General features: G+C 64.2%; 12 protein-coding genes, 4 tRNA genes and 1 pseudogene. 9 read left to right on the top strand and 8 right to left on the bottom strand.

Features of this window, described 5'->3' with window-relative positions:
- The first annotated feature begins 57 nt into the window (after nt 1–57).
- Nucleotides 58–1,431 carry a DNA recombination protein RmuC gene (locus ACOKS3_RS22465; RefSeq protein ID WP_422763050.1) on the top strand — a complete coding sequence of 458 codons (1,374 nt, stop codon included), beginning with the start codon at nt 58–60 and terminating at the stop codon, nt 1,429–1,431.
- Here the strand turns inward: ACOKS3_RS22465 and ACOKS3_RS22460 are convergent.
- Together ACOKS3_RS22460 and ACOKS3_RS22455 are read right to left on the bottom strand one after the other, a co-directional pair.
- Nucleotides 1,403–4,879, bottom strand: a complete 3,477-nt coding sequence (locus ACOKS3_RS22460; protein WP_103449533.1) for a hybrid sensor histidine kinase/response regulator — start codon at nt 4,877–4,879, stop codon at nt 1,403–1,405. The two genes, ACOKS3_RS22465 and ACOKS3_RS22460, sit on opposite strands and share 29 nt — an antisense overlap.
- Nucleotides 4,880–4,990: 111 nt before the next feature.
- Entirely contained in the window at nt 4,991–6,169 is a 1,179-nt protein-coding gene (locus tag ACOKS3_RS22455) for an MFS transporter (RefSeq protein ID WP_422762965.1), read from the bottom strand.
- Nucleotides 6,170–6,320: 151 nt separating this feature from the next.
- On the opposite strand from ACOKS3_RS22455, the gene ACOKS3_RS22450 reads away from it, so the two are divergent.
- From ACOKS3_RS22450 to ACOKS3_RS22440, 3 genes are all read left to right on the top strand, one after another.
- A complete protein-coding gene (locus ACOKS3_RS22450; RefSeq protein WP_103449535.1) occupies nt 6,321–7,052 on the top strand; it encodes a GntR family transcriptional regulator in 732 nt (243 codons plus the stop codon).
- 102 nt (nt 7,053–7,154) lie between these two features.
- The gene (locus ACOKS3_RS22445) at nt 7,155–8,429 is read left to right on the top strand and encodes an MFS transporter (RefSeq protein WP_103449536.1); all 1,275 of its coding nucleotides are present in this window, start codon (nt 7,155–7,157) and stop codon (nt 8,427–8,429) included.
- Between the two features lie 17 nt (nt 8,430–8,446).
- Nucleotides 8,447–9,280, top strand: coding sequence for an amidohydrolase family protein (locus ACOKS3_RS22440; protein ID WP_103449891.1), 834 nt, complete (start codon nt 8,447–8,449; stop codon nt 9,278–9,280).
- 122 nt (nt 9,281–9,402) lie between these two features.
- Here the strand turns inward: ACOKS3_RS22440 and ACOKS3_RS22435 are convergent, their stop codons facing one another.
- Both ACOKS3_RS22435 and ACOKS3_RS22430 read right to left on the bottom strand, forming a co-directional pair.
- Entirely contained in the window at nt 9,403–10,266 is an 864-nt protein-coding gene (locus ACOKS3_RS22435) for a methyl-accepting chemotaxis protein (RefSeq protein WP_374755332.1), read from the bottom strand.
- Nucleotides 10,258–11,322 (bottom strand): annotated as a pseudogene (locus ACOKS3_RS22430) (methyl-accepting chemotaxis protein); the annotation flags it as partial. The gene ACOKS3_RS22435 and the pseudogene ACOKS3_RS22430, both read right to left, overlap by 9 nt.
- Before the next feature lie 266 nt (nt 11,323–11,588).
- On the opposite strand from ACOKS3_RS22430, the gene ACOKS3_RS22425 reads away from it, so the two are divergent.
- Nucleotides 11,589–13,466, top strand: coding sequence for an MFS transporter (locus ACOKS3_RS22425; RefSeq protein ID WP_103449538.1), 1,878 nt, complete (start codon nt 11,589–11,591; stop codon nt 13,464–13,466).
- Between the two features lie 10 nt (nt 13,467–13,476).
- On the opposite strand, the gene sugE is transcribed toward ACOKS3_RS22425, so the two are convergent.
- The 3 genes from sugE to rdgC all read right to left on the bottom strand — a co-directional run bounded on the left by sugE (nt 13,477) and on the right by rdgC (nt 15,884).
- Nucleotides 13,477–13,794 (bottom strand): quaternary ammonium compound efflux SMR transporter SugE, encoded by a 318-nt coding sequence (gene sugE, locus ACOKS3_RS22420; protein ID WP_103449539.1) that lies wholly within the window; start codon nt 13,792–13,794, stop codon nt 13,477–13,479.
- 95 nt (nt 13,795–13,889) lie between these two features.
- A complete protein-coding gene (locus tag ACOKS3_RS22415) occupies nt 13,890–14,855 on the bottom strand; it encodes a bile acid:sodium symporter family protein (RefSeq protein ID WP_422762966.1) in 966 nt (321 codons plus the stop codon).
- A 108-nt stretch (nt 14,856–14,963) separates the two neighbouring features.
- Complete coding sequence (rdgC, locus tag ACOKS3_RS22410; protein ID WP_422762967.1) at nt 14,964–15,884, bottom strand: recombination-associated protein RdgC; 921 nt, start codon at nt 15,882–15,884, stop codon at nt 14,964–14,966.
- 216 nt (nt 15,885–16,100) lie between these two features.
- On the opposite strand from rdgC, the gene ACOKS3_RS22405 reads away from it, so the two are divergent.
- The 4 genes from ACOKS3_RS22405 to ACOKS3_RS22390 all read left to right on the top strand — a co-directional run bounded on the left by ACOKS3_RS22405 (nt 16,101) and on the right by ACOKS3_RS22390 (nt 16,602).
- Nucleotides 16,101–16,176, top strand: a tRNA-Val gene (locus tag ACOKS3_RS22405).
- A gap of 13 nt (nt 16,177–16,189) precedes the next feature.
- A tRNA-Asp gene (locus ACOKS3_RS22400) sits at nt 16,190–16,266 on the top strand.
- Between the two features lie 170 nt (nt 16,267–16,436).
- A tRNA-Val gene (locus ACOKS3_RS22395) sits at nt 16,437–16,512 on the top strand.
- A gap of 13 nt (nt 16,513–16,525) precedes the next feature.
- A tRNA-Asp gene (locus tag ACOKS3_RS22390) sits at nt 16,526–16,602 on the top strand.
- Between the two features lie 79 nt (nt 16,603–16,681).
- Here ACOKS3_RS22390 and map read toward each other — a convergent pair.
- On the bottom strand, nt 16,682–17,530 hold the full coding sequence (gene map / locus ACOKS3_RS22385; RefSeq protein ID WP_422763051.1) for a type I methionyl aminopeptidase: 849 nt from the start codon (nt 17,528–17,530) through the stop codon (nt 16,682–16,684).
- Nucleotides 17,531–17,748 lie beyond the last annotated feature (218 nt).

The following is a 17,748-nucleotide window of genomic DNA, read 5'->3' as shown; positions in this document are numbered from 1 at the left end:
CTGGGTTGGGTCATGCAGGTGCAGCGCCGTCAGGCCGCACGCCAGGGCGAGCAGGCCCTGCTCGAGGAGCGTCTGAGCAGTGCGCAGCTGGCTCAGGCCGGCCTGCAGGCGCAACTGGATGCCAGCCGCGACGAGATCAGCGACCTCAGCGAAGCCAACACCGTCAAGCAGACTCAACTGGCCGCCCAGGGCCGTGAACTGGAGCTGCTGCAGATCGACCGCGACAACGCCCGCGATGCCGCCCACGCCTGGCACCTCGAACGCGCCACTCGCGAAGCCGAGCTGCGGCGCCTGGAGGCCCAGACCGCACGCCTGGAGGCCGAGCTGCGTGAACAGCAGGACAGCCACCAGCAGCGCCTGGAAGACCTCCAGGAGGCCCGTGATACCCTGCGCGCCCAGTTCGCCGACCTGGCCACGAAGATCTTCGACGAGCGCGAGCAGCGCTTCGCCCAGACCAGTCAGCAGCATCTGGGCCAGTTGCTCGACCCGCTCAAGGAGCGCATCCAGGCGTTCGAAAAACGCGTCGAGGAAAGCTACCAGCAGGAAGCCCGCGAGCGCTTCTCGCTGGGCAAGGAACTAGAGCGCCTGCAGCAACTCAACCTGCGCCTGTCCGACGAAGCCACCAACCTCACCCAGGCACTCAAGGGGCAGAAAACCCAGGGCAACTGGGGCGAGCTGATCCTCGAGCGGGTGCTGGAGCATGCCGGCCTGGAAAAAGGTCGCGAGTACCAGACTCAGGTCAGCCTCAAGAGCGCCGATGGCGAGCGCTTCCAGCCTGATGTGCTGATCATGCTGCCCGGTGACAAGCAGGTGGTGGTCGATGCCAAGGTCAGTCTCACCGCCTACCAGCAATTTGTCAGCAGCAACGATGAAGCCGCGCTCAAGCAGCACGTGCAGTCGCTGCGCAGCCACGTCAAAGGCCTGTCGAGCAAGGACTACAACCGCCTCGAAGGCCTGCACAGCCTGGACTTCGTGCTGCTGTTCGTGCCGATCGAGGCCGCCTTCTCGGCAGCCCTGCAGGCCGAGCCCAACTTGTTCCAGGAAGCGTTCGACCGGCAGATCGTGATCGTCAGCCCGACCACCTTGCTGGCCACCCTGCGGGTCATCGACAGCCTGTGGAAGCAGGAGCGCCAGGGCCAGAACGCCCGCGAGATCGCCGAGCGCGCCGGTTGGCTGTACGACAAGTTCGTGCTGTTCATCCAGGACCTGGATGAACTGGGCAACCGCCTGCAACAGGTCGACAAGGCCTACGCCGCAGCACGCAACAAGCTGTGCGAAGGGCGCGGCAACCTGGTCAGCCGCAGCGAGCAGCTCAAACTGCTTGGGGCCCGTGCCAGCAAGAGCCTGCCGACCGAGCTGCTGGAACGGGCACTGTCAGACGAAGCAATGGCCGACGAGGCGGTTACTGAACCAGGCTCAGATGGCGATTGAGCAGGGCGCGCAAGGCCGCCGGTTTCACCGGTTTGGCCAGGTAGTCCAGGCCGGCGGCATGCACGGTGGCCAAGGTTTCCTTGCTGCCGTCGGCGCTGATTACCACGCCGGGCACCGGCTCGCCCAGGCGCGCACGTAACCAGCCCATCAGCCCGGTACCGGTTTCGCCGTCATCCAGGTGGAAGTCCACCAGCGCCAGGTGCGGGCGCATGCCCTTGGCCAGCAGCGCTTCGCATTCGGCGCGGTTGCGCGCGGTCCACACCTGGCAGCCCCATCGGCTGAGCAGGCTGTTCATGCCAATCAGGATGCTGTCTTCGTTGTCCACGCACAGTACCTGCAAGCCGGCCAGCGGCTGGCTCGCGGCTTCCACCGGGGCGCTCGGCGCTGCTGCGGCCTGGTGGGCTATCGGCACATTGACGCGGAACACCGTGCCCTTGCCGGGCCAGGAGCGCACTTCCAGCTTGTGGCCAAGTACCCGGCACAGGCCGTCGGCAATCGCCAGGCCCAGGCCCAGGCCTTTTTCGGCGCGGGTCTGGTGGCTGTCCAGGCGCTTGAACTCCTGGAAAATCACCTGCAGCTTGTCGTCGGCAATGCCTGGGCCACGGTCCCACACCTCCAGCCACAGCTGCTCACCGTGACGGCGTACCCCCAGCAGGATCGGGCTCTTGCCGTAGCGCAGGGCATTGGTAAGGAAGTTCTGCAGCACCCGGCGCAGCAGTTTCATATCGCTGTCGACCCGCAGGCGGCTGCCGCGCAGGCGGAACTCCAGGCCCTTTTCGGCCGCCAGCACCTTGAACTCGGCGCCGAGGGTGTCGAACAGTTCGTTGAGGGCGAAGGGTTTGGCGTCGGGGGTGATCTTGCCGTTTTCCAGGCGCGAGATGTCTAGCAGGTCGCTGATCAACTCTTCGGCCGAGCGCAGCGAACTGTCCATGTGCTGCACCAGCTGCTGGGCCTCTTCGTTCATGCCTTCGGCCTGCTGCGACAGAGCAGCGGAGAACAGCCGCGCAGCGTTCAGCGGCTGCATCAGGTCGTGGCTGACTGCAGCCAGGAAGCGGGTCTTGGATTTGCTCACCGCTTCGGCCTGGCTCTTGGCTTCCGACAGCGCCTGATTGAGTTGCGACAGCTCGTGAGTCCGCTCGGCCACGCGCTGCTCCAGGCCTTCGTTGGCGTCGCGCAGCGCCTGTTCGGCCTCGCGGAAAGGGGTGATGTCGGTGAAGCTCATGACAAAGCCGCCACCGGGCATCGGGTTGCCGATCAGCTCGATCACCCGGCCATTGGGGAACAGCCGCTCGGAGGAGTGGGCTCGGCCCTGGCGCATCCAGTGCAGGCGCCGCGCCACGTGGACTTGCGCCTCGCCAGGGCCGCACAGGCCACGCTCGGCGTTGTAGCGGATGATGTCGGCGATCGGGCGGCCGACGCTGATCAGCCCGTCGGGGTAGTTGAACAGTTCCAGGTAGCGGCGGTTCCAGGCCACCAGGTGCAGGTTCTGGTCGACCACGCTGATGCCCTGGTTGATGTTCTCGATGGCGCCCTGCAGCAAGGCCCGGTTGAACTGCAGCACCTCGCTGGCTTCGTCGGCGATGCGCACCACGTCCTCGAGCTGCATGTCGCGGCCCTCGATGGCGGCCTTGACCACGGCGCGGGTCGAGGAGCTGCCAAGCACACCGGCGAGCAGGCGTTCGGTGTGCTCGATCCAGTCGCCGTCGGCGTTCTGGTTGGGGTTGAAACCCTTGCCCTGGCGGTAAGCGAAACGGATGAAGCTCTGCCGTGCGCGTTCCTCGCCGACAAAGCGCGAGGCCAGGTTGAGCAAGTCATCGATCTGCACCGCCAGCAACGGTTTGCTGCTGGGCCGGGCGCTGGTCTGCTGGCCGATGAAGCGGCCCGCTTGCCAATGTTCCGACACGCGGGTGCGCGACAGCATCGACACCCACACGAACAGGGTGAAGTTGCCCGCCAGCGACAGCACCACACCCTGGGTCAAGGGGCTGATCGGCAGGTCGAGCGGGTTGCCGTGCAGCCAGGCCAGGCCCGGGAACAGCCCCAGCGACAGGCCCAGGCTATGGGCGATGATGGGCAGCACCAGGGTGTAGAACCACAGGAAGATGCCCGCCGCCAGGCCGGCAAACACACCACGGCGGTTGGCCTGCTTCCAGTACAGCGCGCCGAGCATGGCTGGCGTCAGCTGGGTGACGGCGGCGAAGGCAATCTGGCCGATGGTGGCCAGGCTCGCGGTGGAGCCGAGCAGGCGGTAGCTGACATAGGCCAGCAGCAGGATCACCACGATGGTCACCCGGCGTACCGACAGCATCCAGTGGCGGAACGCCTCGAACGGCCGCTCGGCGTTGTTGCGGCGCAACAGCCAGGGCAGCAGCATGTCGTTGGAGACCATGGTCGACAGCGCCACGGCCTCGACGATGACCATGCCAGTGGCGGCCGAAGCACCGCCGATGAAGGCCAGCAGGGCCAGGCTCGGGTGCGCTTCGGCCAGTGGCAGGCTGATGACGAAGGAGTCGGAAATCACCGTGCCCGGCAGCAGCATCTGCCCAGCCAGGGCAATTGGCACCACGAACAGCGCGGCCAGGGCCAGGTACAGCGGGAACACCCAGCGCGCCAGGCGCATGTCCTGGGCTTCGATGTTCTCCACCACGGTGACATGGAACTGCCGTGGCAGGCAGATGATCGCCATCATCGCCACCGCGGTCTGCACCACCATCGACGGCCAGTTGATGGTTTCCTGCCAGTAGCTGTCCAGCTGCACCGACTGGCGCGCCTGGGTCAGCAGGTCGTCGAAGCCGTCGTACAGGTTGAACACCACGAACACGCCCACGGCGAGGAATGCCAGCAGCTTGATCAGCGACTCGAAGGCAATCGCCAGGACCATGCCGCGGTGGTGCTCGGTGACGTCCAGGCTGCGTGTGCCGAAGACGATGGCGAACAGCGCCAGCACCAGCGACACCACCAGCGCGGTGTCCTGCACGCGGGTGCCGGTGGCGTCGGCATTGGCGCCGATCAGCAGGTTGACGCCGAGCACGATGCCTTTGAGCTGCAGGGCAATGTAGGGCAGCACGCCAACCAGGCAGATCAGCGCCACCACCACCGCCAGGGACTGCGACTTGCCGTAGCGGGCGGCGATGAAGTCGGCGATCGAGGTGATGTTCTGCTGCTTGCTGATCAGCACCATCTTCTGCAGTACCCACGGCGCGAAGATCAGCAGCAGGATCGGGCCAAGGTAGATCGGCAGGAACGCCCAGAGCTGTTCGGCAGCCTGGCCGACCGCGCCGAAGAACGTCCAGCTGGTGCAGTACACCGCCAGCGACAGGCTGTACACCCAGGCACGCAGGCGCGGCGGCAACGGTGTGCTGCGGCGGTCGCCGTAGAAGGCGATGGCGAACATGATGGCCATATAGGCCAGGGCGACCACGGCGATCAGCCCGCTGGACAACGACATGAAAACTCCGGAGCAAAAAAGATAACGCGGTCCCGATCAATCAGTCTGGCACGCGGGCGGCGGTTCGTCAGCGCCGACGATGGTCGCAGCGGCGAGTCGTCGCAGGCAGCATCAAGCTCGACGGGTACCCAGCCAGTAGAACACCCCTGCCAGTATCACCGACATCACCAGCAGGTAGAAGATCACCCCCGGCCACCATCGCCCCAGGGCAAACCCCACCAGCACCGGCCCCAGCGCTGCCCCGAGGTTGGACAGGTTCTGCGCCCCGTAATACACCCCGCGCAGGTGCTCCGGTGCAATCAGGTCGATGAACATGTACTCGGCAGGGATGACGATGATCTCGCCCAAAGTGAATACCAGCATCGCCAGGCACCAGGCCACGGCCGACCCGGCCATGGCGAACCCCAGCAACCCGGCGATGAACAACGTCATGCCGGCCAGCAGCCAGGGCATCAGCTGCTGGCGGGCAATGCGCCGGCCGATCAGGTACTGCAGGGCAATCACCGTGACCGCGTTGGTGGTCACCAGGTAGCCGACCAGCCGCGCCGCCTCGCTGGCGCTGCTGGTCACCACCAGATATTGCGACAGATAAGCGGTGAACTGGCCGAACACCACCGCGCTCAGTACGCCGCCCAAGGTGAAGCACACCAGCCGGCGGTCACGCGCCAGCCCCAGCGCCACCTGGCTGAACCCGACGCCCGGCTGCTCTTGGGCGCTGGCCTGCAGCCCACGGTCGCCGAGCCGCCAGTAGGCCAGGCACATGCCCAGGCCGGTCAGCGCCGAGGCAATGAAAGGCAGGTGATCGTCCAACTCCAGCATGGCCACGCCGAGCAGCGGGCCGACGGCATAACCGACGTTGCTCAGGGTGTACTTGATAGCGAACACCTCGGCCCGTTGCTCCACCGGCAGCAACGCGCAGAAGCCGGCCTTGGCGGCGATGTCGACCACTGCCAGGGCCAGGTTGATCAGCACCAGGCAGGTGAAGAACAGCCACACCGAACGGCCGGCGATGGCCGCCACGAAGGCGAGGGCGAAGACCAGGGTGCTGGCGCTGACCAGGGTGTGGTTGCGCACGGTGTCGACCAGGTGCCCGCCGTACAGGCTCAGCAGCGAGGCTACGATCAATGCGCCACCGATCAGCAGGCCGATCTGGCCGACCGACAGCTGGAAGTTGTCAGCCAGGTAGACGACCAGGTAGGGCAGGGTGAGGGCCCGGGCCACGGTGAGGGTGAAGGTGGTGGCCAGCAGCAGGCGGACACTGGCGGGGTAGCCTTTCAGGGCGGCGAGCATTACCACGTCCTTGTTGTGGGTTTTTGCGATGCTTGAGGATAAGTGAGGCCGGCAACGGCGACCAGCCGAGGATTGACAGCCCTGACCTTGCGGGGGAATACTCTCCGAAAAATTCATATATATGTCTACATAACAAGACGAGAGCCGACCCATGCACCCACTGTCCGGTGATGCTCGACTGCCACGCTATCAACAGCTGCGCGATCACCTGATCGAGCAGATCGCCAACAACCGCTGGCGCCCTGGCGAAGCCATTCCGACCGAAGCCGCCCTGGCCACCGAGTTCGACATGTCCGTCGGTACGGTGCGCAAGGCCGTGGACGTGCTGGTCGCCGAAGGCGTGCTGGAGCGTCAGCAGGGCCGCGGCACGTTCATTCGTCGCCCGCAGTTCCAGTCTTCGCTGTTCCGCTTCTTTCGCTTTGAAAGCGCCACCGGCGAGCGACTGATGCCGGAAAGCCGCATCCTCTCGATCGAGCCGGTACCGGCACCGTCGGCCGTTGCCGAAGCGCTGGGCCTGGCCGCCGAGGCCGAGGTCATTCGCATTGTCCGTACCCGTCTGCTCGGCGCCCAGCCGGTGCTTGCCGAGGAAATCTGGCTGCCGCGCCAGACCTTCCAGCCGCTGCTCGACGTCGATCTGGACAGCAAAGGCCCGCTGCTCTACCCGATCTACGAGGAGCTGTGCGGCCAGGTAGTCGCCTACGCCGAAGAGACCCTGACCGCCGAAGCGGTCGATGCGGTCCATGGTCGCTTGCTGCAACTGCCGGCCGACAGCCCGGTGGTGGTGATCGAGCGCCTGGCCCGCGATTACGCCGGCAAACCGCTGGAATGGCGCCGCTCGCGCGGTCACGCGCAGCACTTCCGCTACCGCGTCGACATTCGCTGAGCCGTTAAACCGGCCGCGTTACCCGTTACCCGTCTGCGCCGTTCTGCCACGGCGCAGTGGCTTCGCCTGCCCGCAACACTTACAACTAGAAGGATAACAATCATGTTCAGCTGGTATCGCCAGATCACTTCACGGGAACGCAAGACGTTCTGGGCCTGTTTCGGTGGCTGGTCGCTCGATGCGCTGGAAGTGCAGATGTTCGGCCTGGCCATCCCCGCGCTGATCGCCGCGTTCTCCCTGACCAAGGGTGATGCCGGCCTGATCAGCGGCCTGACCCTGGTCACCTCGGCGATCGGTGGCTGGCTCGGCGGCACCCTGTCGGACCGCTATGGCCGGGTGCGGACCCTGCAGTGGATGATCCTCTGGTTTTCCTTCTTCACCTTCCTCTCGGCGTTCGTCACCGGCTTCTACCCGCTGCTGTTCGTCAAGGCCATGCAGGGCTTCGGCATCGGTGGCGAGTGGGCGGCTGGCGCGGTGTTGATGGCCGAGACCATCAACCCGAAGTACCGCGGCAAGGTCATGGGCACTGTCCAGAGCGCCTGGGCCGTGGGCTGGGGCCTGGCGGTGGGCCTGTTCACCCTGATCTATTCGCTGGTGCCGGCTGAGTACGCCTGGCGGGTGATGTTCTTCGTCGGCCTGCTGCCGTCGCTGCTGATCATCTGGGTGCGCCGCAACGTGCCGGAGCCAGACAGCTTCCAGCGCCTGCAAAAGGACAAGGCCATTCCCGGCAGCTTCTTCAAGTCAATGTCCGGCATTTTCCGTCCGGAACTGCTGCGCGTTACCCTGCTCGGCGGCCTGCTGGGCCTGGGTGCCCACGGTGGTTACCACGCGGTGATGACCTGGCTGCCGACCTTCCTCAAGACCGAACGCAACTTGTCGGTCCTGAACTCCGGTGGCTACCTGGCGGTGATCATCTTCGCCTTCTGGTGTGGTTGCGTGGCCAGTGGCCTGCTGATCGACCGTATCGGCCGCCGCAAGAACATCCTGCTGTTCGCGCTGTGCTGCGTACTCACCGTGCAGGCCTATGTGTTCTTCCCGCTGACCAATACCCAGATGCTGTTCCTCGGCTTCCCGCTGGGCTTCTTCGCCGCCGGCATCCCGGCCAGCCTGGGGGCGTTCTTCAACGAGCTGTACCCGGCCGACGTGCGCGGTGCCGGGGTCGGCTTCTGCTACAACTTCGGCCGCGTGCTGTCGGCGGTGTTCCCGTTCCTGGTCGGCCACATGAGCGAATCCATGTCGCTGGGTAGCGCGATCGGTATCGATGCTGGCATCGCCTACGGCGTGGCCATGCTAGCCGCGCTGTGCCTGCCGGAAACCCGTGGGCGCAACCTCGAAGCCACGCCTGCGCCGGCAATGGCTGGCGCTGTTGCCAAGTAACCTGTCCTGTGATGACCATGCCCGACGTTCCTGTTTCACACCTGACCGCCATCGACAGCCATGCCCACGTGTTCAGGCGTGGGCTGAACCTGGCCAGCGAGCGGCGTTACGCGCCCAGCTACGATGCGCCGCTGGGCGATTACCTGGGCCAGTTGCTGGCCCATGGTTTCAGCCATGGCGTACTGGTGCAGCCCAGTTTCCTGGGCACCGACAACCGCTACTTGCTCAGCGCCCTGCAGAACGTGCCGGGGCAACTGCGCGGGGTGGTGATGCTTGACCGGGGCGTCGAGCGCGAGACCTTGCAGGAGATGGATCGGCTTGGGGTCAGGGGCGTGCGCCTGAACCTCATGGGCCAGGGCCTTCCAGACCTGACGGGCGACGAATGGCGGCCCCTGCTGGAGCGCATCGGCGAGCAGGGCTGGCATCTGGAACTGCACCGCCATGTGGCGGATATTCCTGCGCTGGTGCGCGCGCTCGAGCCTTATGGCCTGGATATCGTCGTCGATCACTTTGGCCGCCCCGATGCCCGTCTGGGCTTGGGGCAGCCGGGCTTTGCCGAACTGTTGACGCTGGGCGGCAAGGGCAAGGTGTGGGTCAAGGTGTCGGGTATCTACCGGCTGGAAGGCACGCCGGAGCAGAACCTGGCGTTTGCACGCCAGGCCCTGTGTGCTCTGGAAACTCACTACGGTGCCGAGCGGCTGATGTGGGGCAGTGACTGGCCGCATACCCAGCATGAGTCAGCGGTGAGCTTTGCCAGGGTAGTCGAGCAGTTCGATGCCTTGGGCTGCTCGGCTGAATTGCGCCGGGCGCTGCTGGTGGATACCGCGCGGAAGCTGTTCGGGTTCGAGTGATGTAGTGTTTGTGCCGGCCTCTTCGCGGGGCAAGCCCGCTCCTACAGGTTTCGCATTGTCCCTGGGGCACGCGCAATACCTGTAGGAGCGGGCTTGCCCCGCGAAGAGGCGGCACAGGAAAATCAGAAGCGGAACCGGCTGATCATCTGCTGCAACTGCCCACCCAACCGCGCCAGCTCCACACTGGACACCGAAGTCTGCTGACTGGCCTCGGCGGTCTGTTCGGAAATATCCCGCACCGTCACCACGCTGCGGCTGATCTCTTCAGCCACTGCGCTCTGCTGCTCCGAGGCCGCCGCAATCTGCTGGTTCATCAGCTGAATCGCCGACACACGCTGGGTAATCCCCTCCAGCGCAACCCCGGCCTCACGCACCAGCGCCACGCTGCTTTCGGTCAGGCTCTGGCTCTGCTCCATCAACTCGCTCACCGAACGGGTGCCGTCCTCAAGGCTGCCAATTGCCGACTCGATCTCCAGTGTCGACGCCTGGGTACGCTGTGCCAGGCTGCGCACTTCATCGGCCACCACTGCAAAACCACGGCCCGCTTCACCGGCCCGTGCCGCTTCGATGGCGGCATTGAGCGCCAGCAGGTTGGTCTGTTCGGCCACGGCCTTGATCACGTCCATGACCTTGCCGATACGCTGGCTCTCGGTGCGCAGTGCCCCCATGGCTTCGCCAGTGGCCTCTACCTGGCTGGCCAGGCGACTGATCTGGGCCACGGCGCGGTTGACCACGCCGTCGCCTTCACGGGCTTCTTCGTCAGTGGCGCTGGCGGCCGCAGAGGCTTCACCGGCATTGCGCGCCACTTCATGCACGGTGGCAGCCATTTCCTGCATGGCCGTGGCCACCTGGTCGGTTTCCACCTTCTGGCTGTTGGCACCGGCGCTGGTCTGCTCGGTGATCGCCGAAAGCTCCTCGGTGGCGCTGGCAATCTGCGAAATGCCATCGCGCACCTGGGCGATCAGCTCGCGCAGGTTGCGGGTCATGCCTTGCAGTGCGTTCTGCAACTGGCCGACTTCGTCGCGGCGGCGGCTGGTGGGTTGTTCGCTAAGGTCACCGGCAGCGACCTGTTCCATGGCCTTGAGTGCCTGACGCAGCGGCTGGCTGATCTGCCGGGCAATGACCACGGCAGCCAGGGCGCCGATCAGCAAGGCGAGCAGGGTGGTGGCGATTTGCAGGGTACGGGCGAAGTGGCTGTCCTTGGCGACCAGCACAGCCTGGTCATCCAGCAGTTGGCCGATGACACCATTGAGGGTCTCGATGTCGTTGGCCATGGCGGTGCGGTAGCCCACCAGGTGGCTGACCTCGCCACGGAATGCCTCGACGGCCTTCGCATAGGCTTGTACCTGCTGCTCCAGCTGCTGGAACTGCTGCGGGAAATTGCCGTTGAACCGGGCGACTAGCCCGGGCAGGTCATCCACCGTGGTGGCGATCTGGGCGTTCATCAGCTTCTCGGTCTCGGCGTTGGTGTTACCGGTATAACCGCGAACGTGGTAGCGCAGCAGAATCAGGTTTTCGCGAATCTGGTTGATCGCCTCAATGCGCACGAACCGCTGCTCGGCATCGGGCAAGGCACGCACCTGATTGCGAATCAGCTCGATGCTGGCGAACGACTGGGTGGCCAGCACGCCCATTTCCTTCTGCGCGGCGCGCATCTTTTCATAGGAGCGGAAACTGGCGGCCTGGTTGCTGCTGTAGCCCTGCAGTGCCTGGTCGGCGGTATTGAGCAGCGCATGGGTCTGCGCCTTGATCATCACCTCGCGCAGCTTTTGCAGTGTCGGCTTGAAGGCCTCCAGCGCAACCTGCAGTTGCTTGCTCTCGGCTGGAGCGCCGTTGGCCATGGCGTGACGCAAGCGCGCTTCGCGCAAGTCGCCGAGGGCGTCGTTGAGGCGCGAAACATCGCTGACCACCTCGCTGCGCCGTACCAGGCTGCCCAGGCCGTCCCAGCTGATCAGCGACTGCACGAGTGTCAGGCACAGCACCAGGCCGAAACCGAGGAAGAGTTTATGAGCGATCCTGAGGTCGCCAAACCAGGTAAACATTACTGCCGAGCTCCTTTTCTTGTGCGTTGGAGGAGACCTGAGGTCTGTTCCTTCTGCTAGATATAGTCATCTATATGAATTATCGGCGTGAGTGACTTAATCTGAACAGTGATTGAGCGGAAATTAATATCACTGTGATATCAAGGTGTGAGCGGGTTCCTGAATTGCCTCGTGTTCCTTGCCATGCGCAAGCATTCCCATGCAGATTTGTGGCTCGCAGCGCTCCGCGTGCCTCCAATGACAAAAGACACTCAGGAACAAGGACGATGAGTCACCCCTCGCAATTCACCTTGCTTCGCAAGCGGCGTTTCCTGCCGTTCTTCGTCACCCAGTTGCTGGGTGCCTTCAACGACAACCTGTTCAAGCAGTCTCTGATCCTGGCGATCCTGTTCAAGCTCAGCCTGGGCGACGGCGACCGTTCGATCTGGGTCAACCTCTGCGCGCTGCTGTTCATCTTGCCGTTCTTCCTGTTCTCGGCGCTGGGCGGGCAGTTCGGCGAGAAGTTCGCCAAGGACGCGCTGATCCGCGCGATCAAGCTGGCCGAAATCGTCATCATGGCGGTCGGCGCCATCGGCTTCGTCACCAACCACCTCACACTGATGCTGGTGGCGCTGTTCGGCATGGGCACCCACTCGGCGCTGTTCGGCCCGGTGAAGTACTCGATCCTGCCCCAGGCCCTGCGTGAAGAAGAGCTGGTCGGTGGTAACGGCCTGGTGGAGATGGGCACCTTCCTCGCCATCCTGGTCGGCACCATTGGCGCCGGGGTGATGATGGCCCACGACAGCTACGCCACGGTGGTGGCCGGTGGCGTGGTCGGCACCGCCGTGCTGGGCTACCTCGCCAGCCGCTGGATCCCACGGGCCGCGGCCGCTTCGCCGCAGATGGCGCTGGACTGGAACATCTTCAAGCAGTCGTGGGTGATCCTGCGCATGGGCCTGGGGCAGACCCCTGCGGTGTCGCGCTCGATCGTCGGCAACTCGTGGTTCTGGTTCGTCGGTGCCATCTACCTGACGCAGATCCCGACTTATGCTCAGGAGTGGCTGCACGGCGACGAGACCGCCGTGACCCTGGTGCTGACCCTGTTCTCGGTGGGCATTGCCCTGGGTTCGCTGCTGTGCGAACGCCTCAGCGGGCGCAAGGTGGAAATAGGCCTGGTACCGTTCGGCTCGTTCGGCCTGACCCTGTTCGGCCTGCTCTGGTGGTGGCACTCGGGGGATGTACCGGCCGGCGCCCAGCCGCACGACTGGCTGGCGCTGCTGGGCATGCACCAGGCCTGGTGGATCCTGCTTTCGATCGTCGGCCTCGGCGTGTTCGGCGGCTTCTACATCGTGCCGCTGTACGCCCTGATCCAGGCACGCACCGCCGAAGATCAGCGGGCCCGGGTGATCGCCTCCAACAACATTCTCAATGCCCTGTTCATGGTGGTCTCGGCAATCTTCACCATCGTCCTGCTGAGCGTGCTCAAACTGAGTATTCCGCAGCTGTTCCTGGTGGTGTCACTGCTGAACGTGCTGGTCAATGCCTACATCTTCAGGATCGTGCCTGAGTTCACCATGCGCTTCCTGATCTGGCTGCTCAGCCATTCGATGTACCGCGTGCAGCACCGCGACCTCGAACGCATCCCTGACGAAGGCGCGGCGCTGCTGGTGTGCAACCACGTGTCCTTCGTCGATGCATTGCTGCTGGGCGGGGCGATCCGCCGGCCGATCCGCTTCGTCATGTACTACAAGATCTACAACCTGCCGGTGCTCAACTTCGTGTTCCGCACGGCGGGCGCCATTCCGATTGCCGGGCGCAATGAGGACCAGGCCACCTACGAGCGAGCCTTCGCACGTATCGCCGAATACCTGGCGGACGGTGAACTGGTGTGCATCTTCCCGGAGGGCAAGCTGACCGGCGACGGCGAGATCGATGTGTTCAAGGGGGGCGTCAGCCGTATCCTCGACGAAACCCCGGTGCCGGTGATTCCGCTGGCGCTGCAGGGCCTGTGGGGGAGCTTCTTCAGCCGCGACCCGGCCAAGGGCTTCTTCAAGCGCCTGTGGTCGCGGGTGACCATCGTGGCCGGCGCCGCCATCCCGGTGGAGGCGGCGCAGCCAGACGCCTTGCGTGAGCAGGTCAGCCGCTTGCGCGGCGGCCTGCGTTAAGGCATGGGAATCAGCTGGCGCTGACTTTCAGGCCGATCAGGCCGGTGACGATCAGCGCCACGCTGGCCAGCCGCACCAGGGCCATCGATTCGCCGAACAGGATTATCCCGGCGATCACCGTGCCGACGGCGCCGACGCCGGTCCAGATGGCATAGGCGGTGCCCAGCGGCAGTTCCTTCATGGCCAGGCCCAGCAGGCCCAGGCTGATGGCCATGGCGGCGACGGTCAGTACGGTAGGCAGGGGTTTGCTGAAGCCGTCGGTGTATTTCAGGCCGACGGCCCAGCCGACCTCGAACAGGCCGGCGAAGAACAGGATGATCCAGGACATGATGCGTCTCCATCGTTGCGAATGATGGGGCCGTCCCCAGGATGGTCACGCGGTGCGTCGTGAGGTCGTCCTCACAGTGGCCATCAGGGTACACATCAATGCCTGGCTGGCTCAACCTCTTCAACTGCGGCCGATGGGGCTTCCATTCGCCGGAACCAGGTCGACAGCAGTGCCCCGGAGATATTGTGCCAGACGCTGAAAAGCGCGCTCGGCACCGCTGCCAGCGGCGAAAAATGCGCCGCAGCCAGCGCCGCTCCGAGCCCCGAGTTCTGCATCCCCACCTCCAGCGCCAGCGACTTGCGCTGGGCCAGCGGCAGGTTGCAGAGCCGGCCGGTGAGGTAGCCCAGCAGATAGCCGAAGGTGTTGTGCAGCACCACCACCGCCATGATCAGCAACCCCGATTCAGCGATCTTGGCCTGGCTGGCCGCCACCACCGCACAGACGATCATCACGATGCTCACTACCGACACCAGCGGCAGCACCTGCACCGCCGTCTGCACCCGCGCGCCCAGCAAGCGCTGGGTCAGCACGCCGAGGACGATCGGCAGCATCACCAGCTGCAGGATCGACCAGAACATGTCCATGAAGGACACCGGCAGCCAAGCCGAAGCCAGGAACCAGATCAGCGCCGGGGTCAGCAGTGGGGCGAGCAGGGTGGTGACCGCAGCGATCGCCACCGCCAGCGCCAGGTCGCCCTTGGACAGCCAGACCATCACGTTCGACGCCGTGCCGCTCGGGCAGCAGCCGACCAGGATAACGCCCACGGCGATTTCCGCCGGCAGGTGGAACAGCTGGCACAGCAGCCAGGCCATGCCCGGCATGATCATGAAGTGCGCCACCACGCCCAGGGCCACACGCCAGGGCTGGCGGGCGAGGGCGGCGAAGTCGTCGAGCTTGAGGGTCAGGCCCATGCCGAACATCACCAGACCCAGCAGTGGAACGATGGCGACCTTCAGGGCGATGAACCACTGGGGCATCAGGAAGGCCAGCACGGCGAACACCAGCACCCACAGGGCGAAGGTGTTGCCGACGAAGCGGCTGAGGGCGGCGAGGGCACGCATGGGGCAATTCCTTTTCTATTTATAGCTTTATGAATTTCACTTGTCCCGCGAAAGGGCCGGAACTGGCGACAACCGAACATCAGGCCAGCACCGGCATTTCAAACCGAATCAGACCCCTTGCGGAATCTCTTCGCCACCGAGCACTTCGAACAGCGCCGGCAGGAACTCGGCAAAGGTCATCATCATCAGCTGGAAGCTGGCATCGAACTGCTGCGCAGCCTCCTCGCCACCGTCCTGCTCGGCCTGCTCCTGCAGCAGCTCCTCGAACTTCAGGCGCTTGATCACCATCTTGTCGTCGAGCACGAACGACAGCTTGTCCTGCCAGGCCAGGGCCAGCTGGGTGACCACCTTGCCGGTGCTCAGGTGCAGCTGGATTTCCTCGCTGGTCAGGTCCTGGCGCTTGCAGCGCACGATGCCGCCGTCTTCTGCGGTGTCGCGCAGCTCACACTCGTCCAGCACGTAGAAGCCTTCGGCAGCCTGTTGCGACTTGACCCAGTCGGTCATGGTCGCGGTCGGTGCGATCTTCACGGTGACCGGGCGCACTGGCAGCGAGCCCATCACTTCGCGCAGGGTCGACAGCAGGTCTTCGGCGCGTTTGGCGCTGGCCGAGTTGACCAGGATCATCCCTAAGCGCGGGGCGATGGCGGCGAAGATCATCGAGCGGCGGATAAACGCGCGCGGCAGGAAAGCCTGGATGATCTCGTCCTTGATCTGGTCGCGCTCTTTTTTATAGACCTTGCGCATCTGCTCGGTCTCGATCTCTTCGACCTTTTCTTTCACCGCATCGTTGACCACGCTGCTCGGCAGGATGCGTTCTTCCTTACGCGCGGCAACCAGTAGGAACTCGCCACTGACGTGCACCAGGGGAGCCTCTTCACCCTTGCCGAACGGCGCGATGAAACCGTAGGTGGTCAGCTCCTGGCTGGCGCAGGGGCGGGCTGGCTTGGTGGCCAGCGCGGCTTCCAGCGCTTCAGGCTCGAACGGTACTTCCTGGGTCAGGCGGTAGGACAGCAGGTTCTTGAACCACATGGGGGGCAATCTCTCCTTAATGCATAAGGCGGGCATTATTCTCCGAGCAGTGCCCGCAGGCCAACCCTGTCAGAGGGCCAGTAGCCGTTTATAAGGGAAGAAAAGCCCAGGCTGCGCTAGGTCTTTGAAAGGCTTGGAATTTTTTTTGAGAAAAATTAAAAAAGTGCTTGCCAGGGTGGCAGGCCCTCCGTAGAATGCGCGCCACACCGAGACGAAGGGTGATTAGCTCAGCCGGGAGAGCATCTGCCTTACAAGCAGAGGGTCGGCGGTTCGATCCCGTCATCACCCACCACTCGATGTATAGCGCAGCGGTAGTTCAGTCGGTTAGAATACCGGCCTGTCACGCCGGGGGTCGCGGGTTCGAGTCCCGTCCGCTGCGCCATATTCCACTTCCAGGGCCCACTGAACACCCGGAAGTATCAAAGAAAGCGACCTTAGGGTCGCTTTTTTTGTGCCTGGAATTTGCGATTGAGATTTTTTGCGAAAAAGTTGCATCAATGGCTTGCCAGGCTGCTGGTTCGTCCGTAGAATGCGCGCCTCACCGAGACGAATGGGTGATTAGCTCAGCCGGGAGAGCATCTGCCTTACAAGCAGAGGGTCGGCGGTTCGATCCCGTCATCACCCACCACTCGTTGAATAGCGCAGCGGTAGTTCAGTCGGTTAGAATACCGGCCTGTCACGCCGGGGGTCGCGGGTTCGAGTCCCGTCCGCTGCGCCATATTCCGCTTCCAGGGCCCACTGAACACCCGGAAGCCACAAAGAAAGCGACCTTAGGGTCGCTTTTTTTGTTTCTGCTCTTACTGGCTGCGCTCTTCTTCGCGCAACGTCAGCACCTCGACCCCATCCTCGGTCACCGCTACCGTGTGCTCCCACTGTGCCGACAGGCAGTGGTCCCGGGTAATCACCGTCCAGCCATCCTTCAGCGTCCGCGTCCCGCGCCCGCCCTGGTTGATCATCGGTTCGATGGTGAACACCATCCCTGGCTGCAACTTCATGCCCATGCCGCGCTGGCCGAAATGCAGCACTTCGGGCCCTTCATGCATCTGCTGGCCGATGCCATGGCCGCAGTACTCGCGTACCACGCTGTAGCCGGCCGTTTCGGCATGGGCCTGGATGGCATGGCCGATGTCACCCAGCGTCGCCCCGGGGCGTACCTGTTCGATGCCTTTCCACAGCGCGTGGTAGGTGGTGTCGACCAATCGCCGGGCGTCTTCGCTGATTGCTCCGATGCTGTACATCTTTGACGAGTCGGCAATGTAGCCGCCCTGTTCGAGGGTAATGTCGACGTTGATGATCGAGCCTTCCTTCAGCACTTCATCGACCTTGGGGATGCCGTGGCAAACTACATGGTCCACCGAAGTATTGAGCGAGTAGGGGAAGCCGTACTGGCCCTTGCTGGCCGGGCGGGCCTTGAGGGTATCGACGATGAAGGCCTCGGCGCGGTCGTTGATCTGCATCGTAGTCACGCCGGGGCGGATGAAGCTGTCGAGTTCGGCGAACACCTGGGCCAACAGCCGGCCGGCGTTGCGCATCAGTTCGAGTTGGGCGGGGGTCTTGAGGATCACCTTGGACATGGAATGCGGGCTGTAGCTCTTGCTGGAAATTGCCCCAGCATAGCGCCATGGGTCAATCGCTTGCCACCGTATGGTGCGCTGCCTGTGCCGGCCTCTTTGCGGGGCAAGCCCGCTCCTGCAGGATATCCGTGCGCTCGGAGCCTCTCGATTCCTGTAGGAGCGGGCTTGCCACGCGAAAGGGCCGGCACAGCTGGCCCACTAATTGCTGAATGACCACCATCCAGGGCTATCAACGTCGACAGCCCAAACAACTCACGACAAAGGCGCCGTGTTGCCCCGCTTGCCATGCA

Origin of the sequence: Pseudomonas sp. HS6-2, from assembly GCF_049325675.2 — a bacterium.
Classification (GTDB): Bacteria; Pseudomonadota; Gammaproteobacteria; order Pseudomonadales; family Pseudomonadaceae; genus Aquipseudomonas; species Aquipseudomonas putida_N.
The sequence above is the reverse complement of the archived record's forward strand: the minus strand, read 5'-3'. Positions and strand labels throughout refer to the sequence as shown.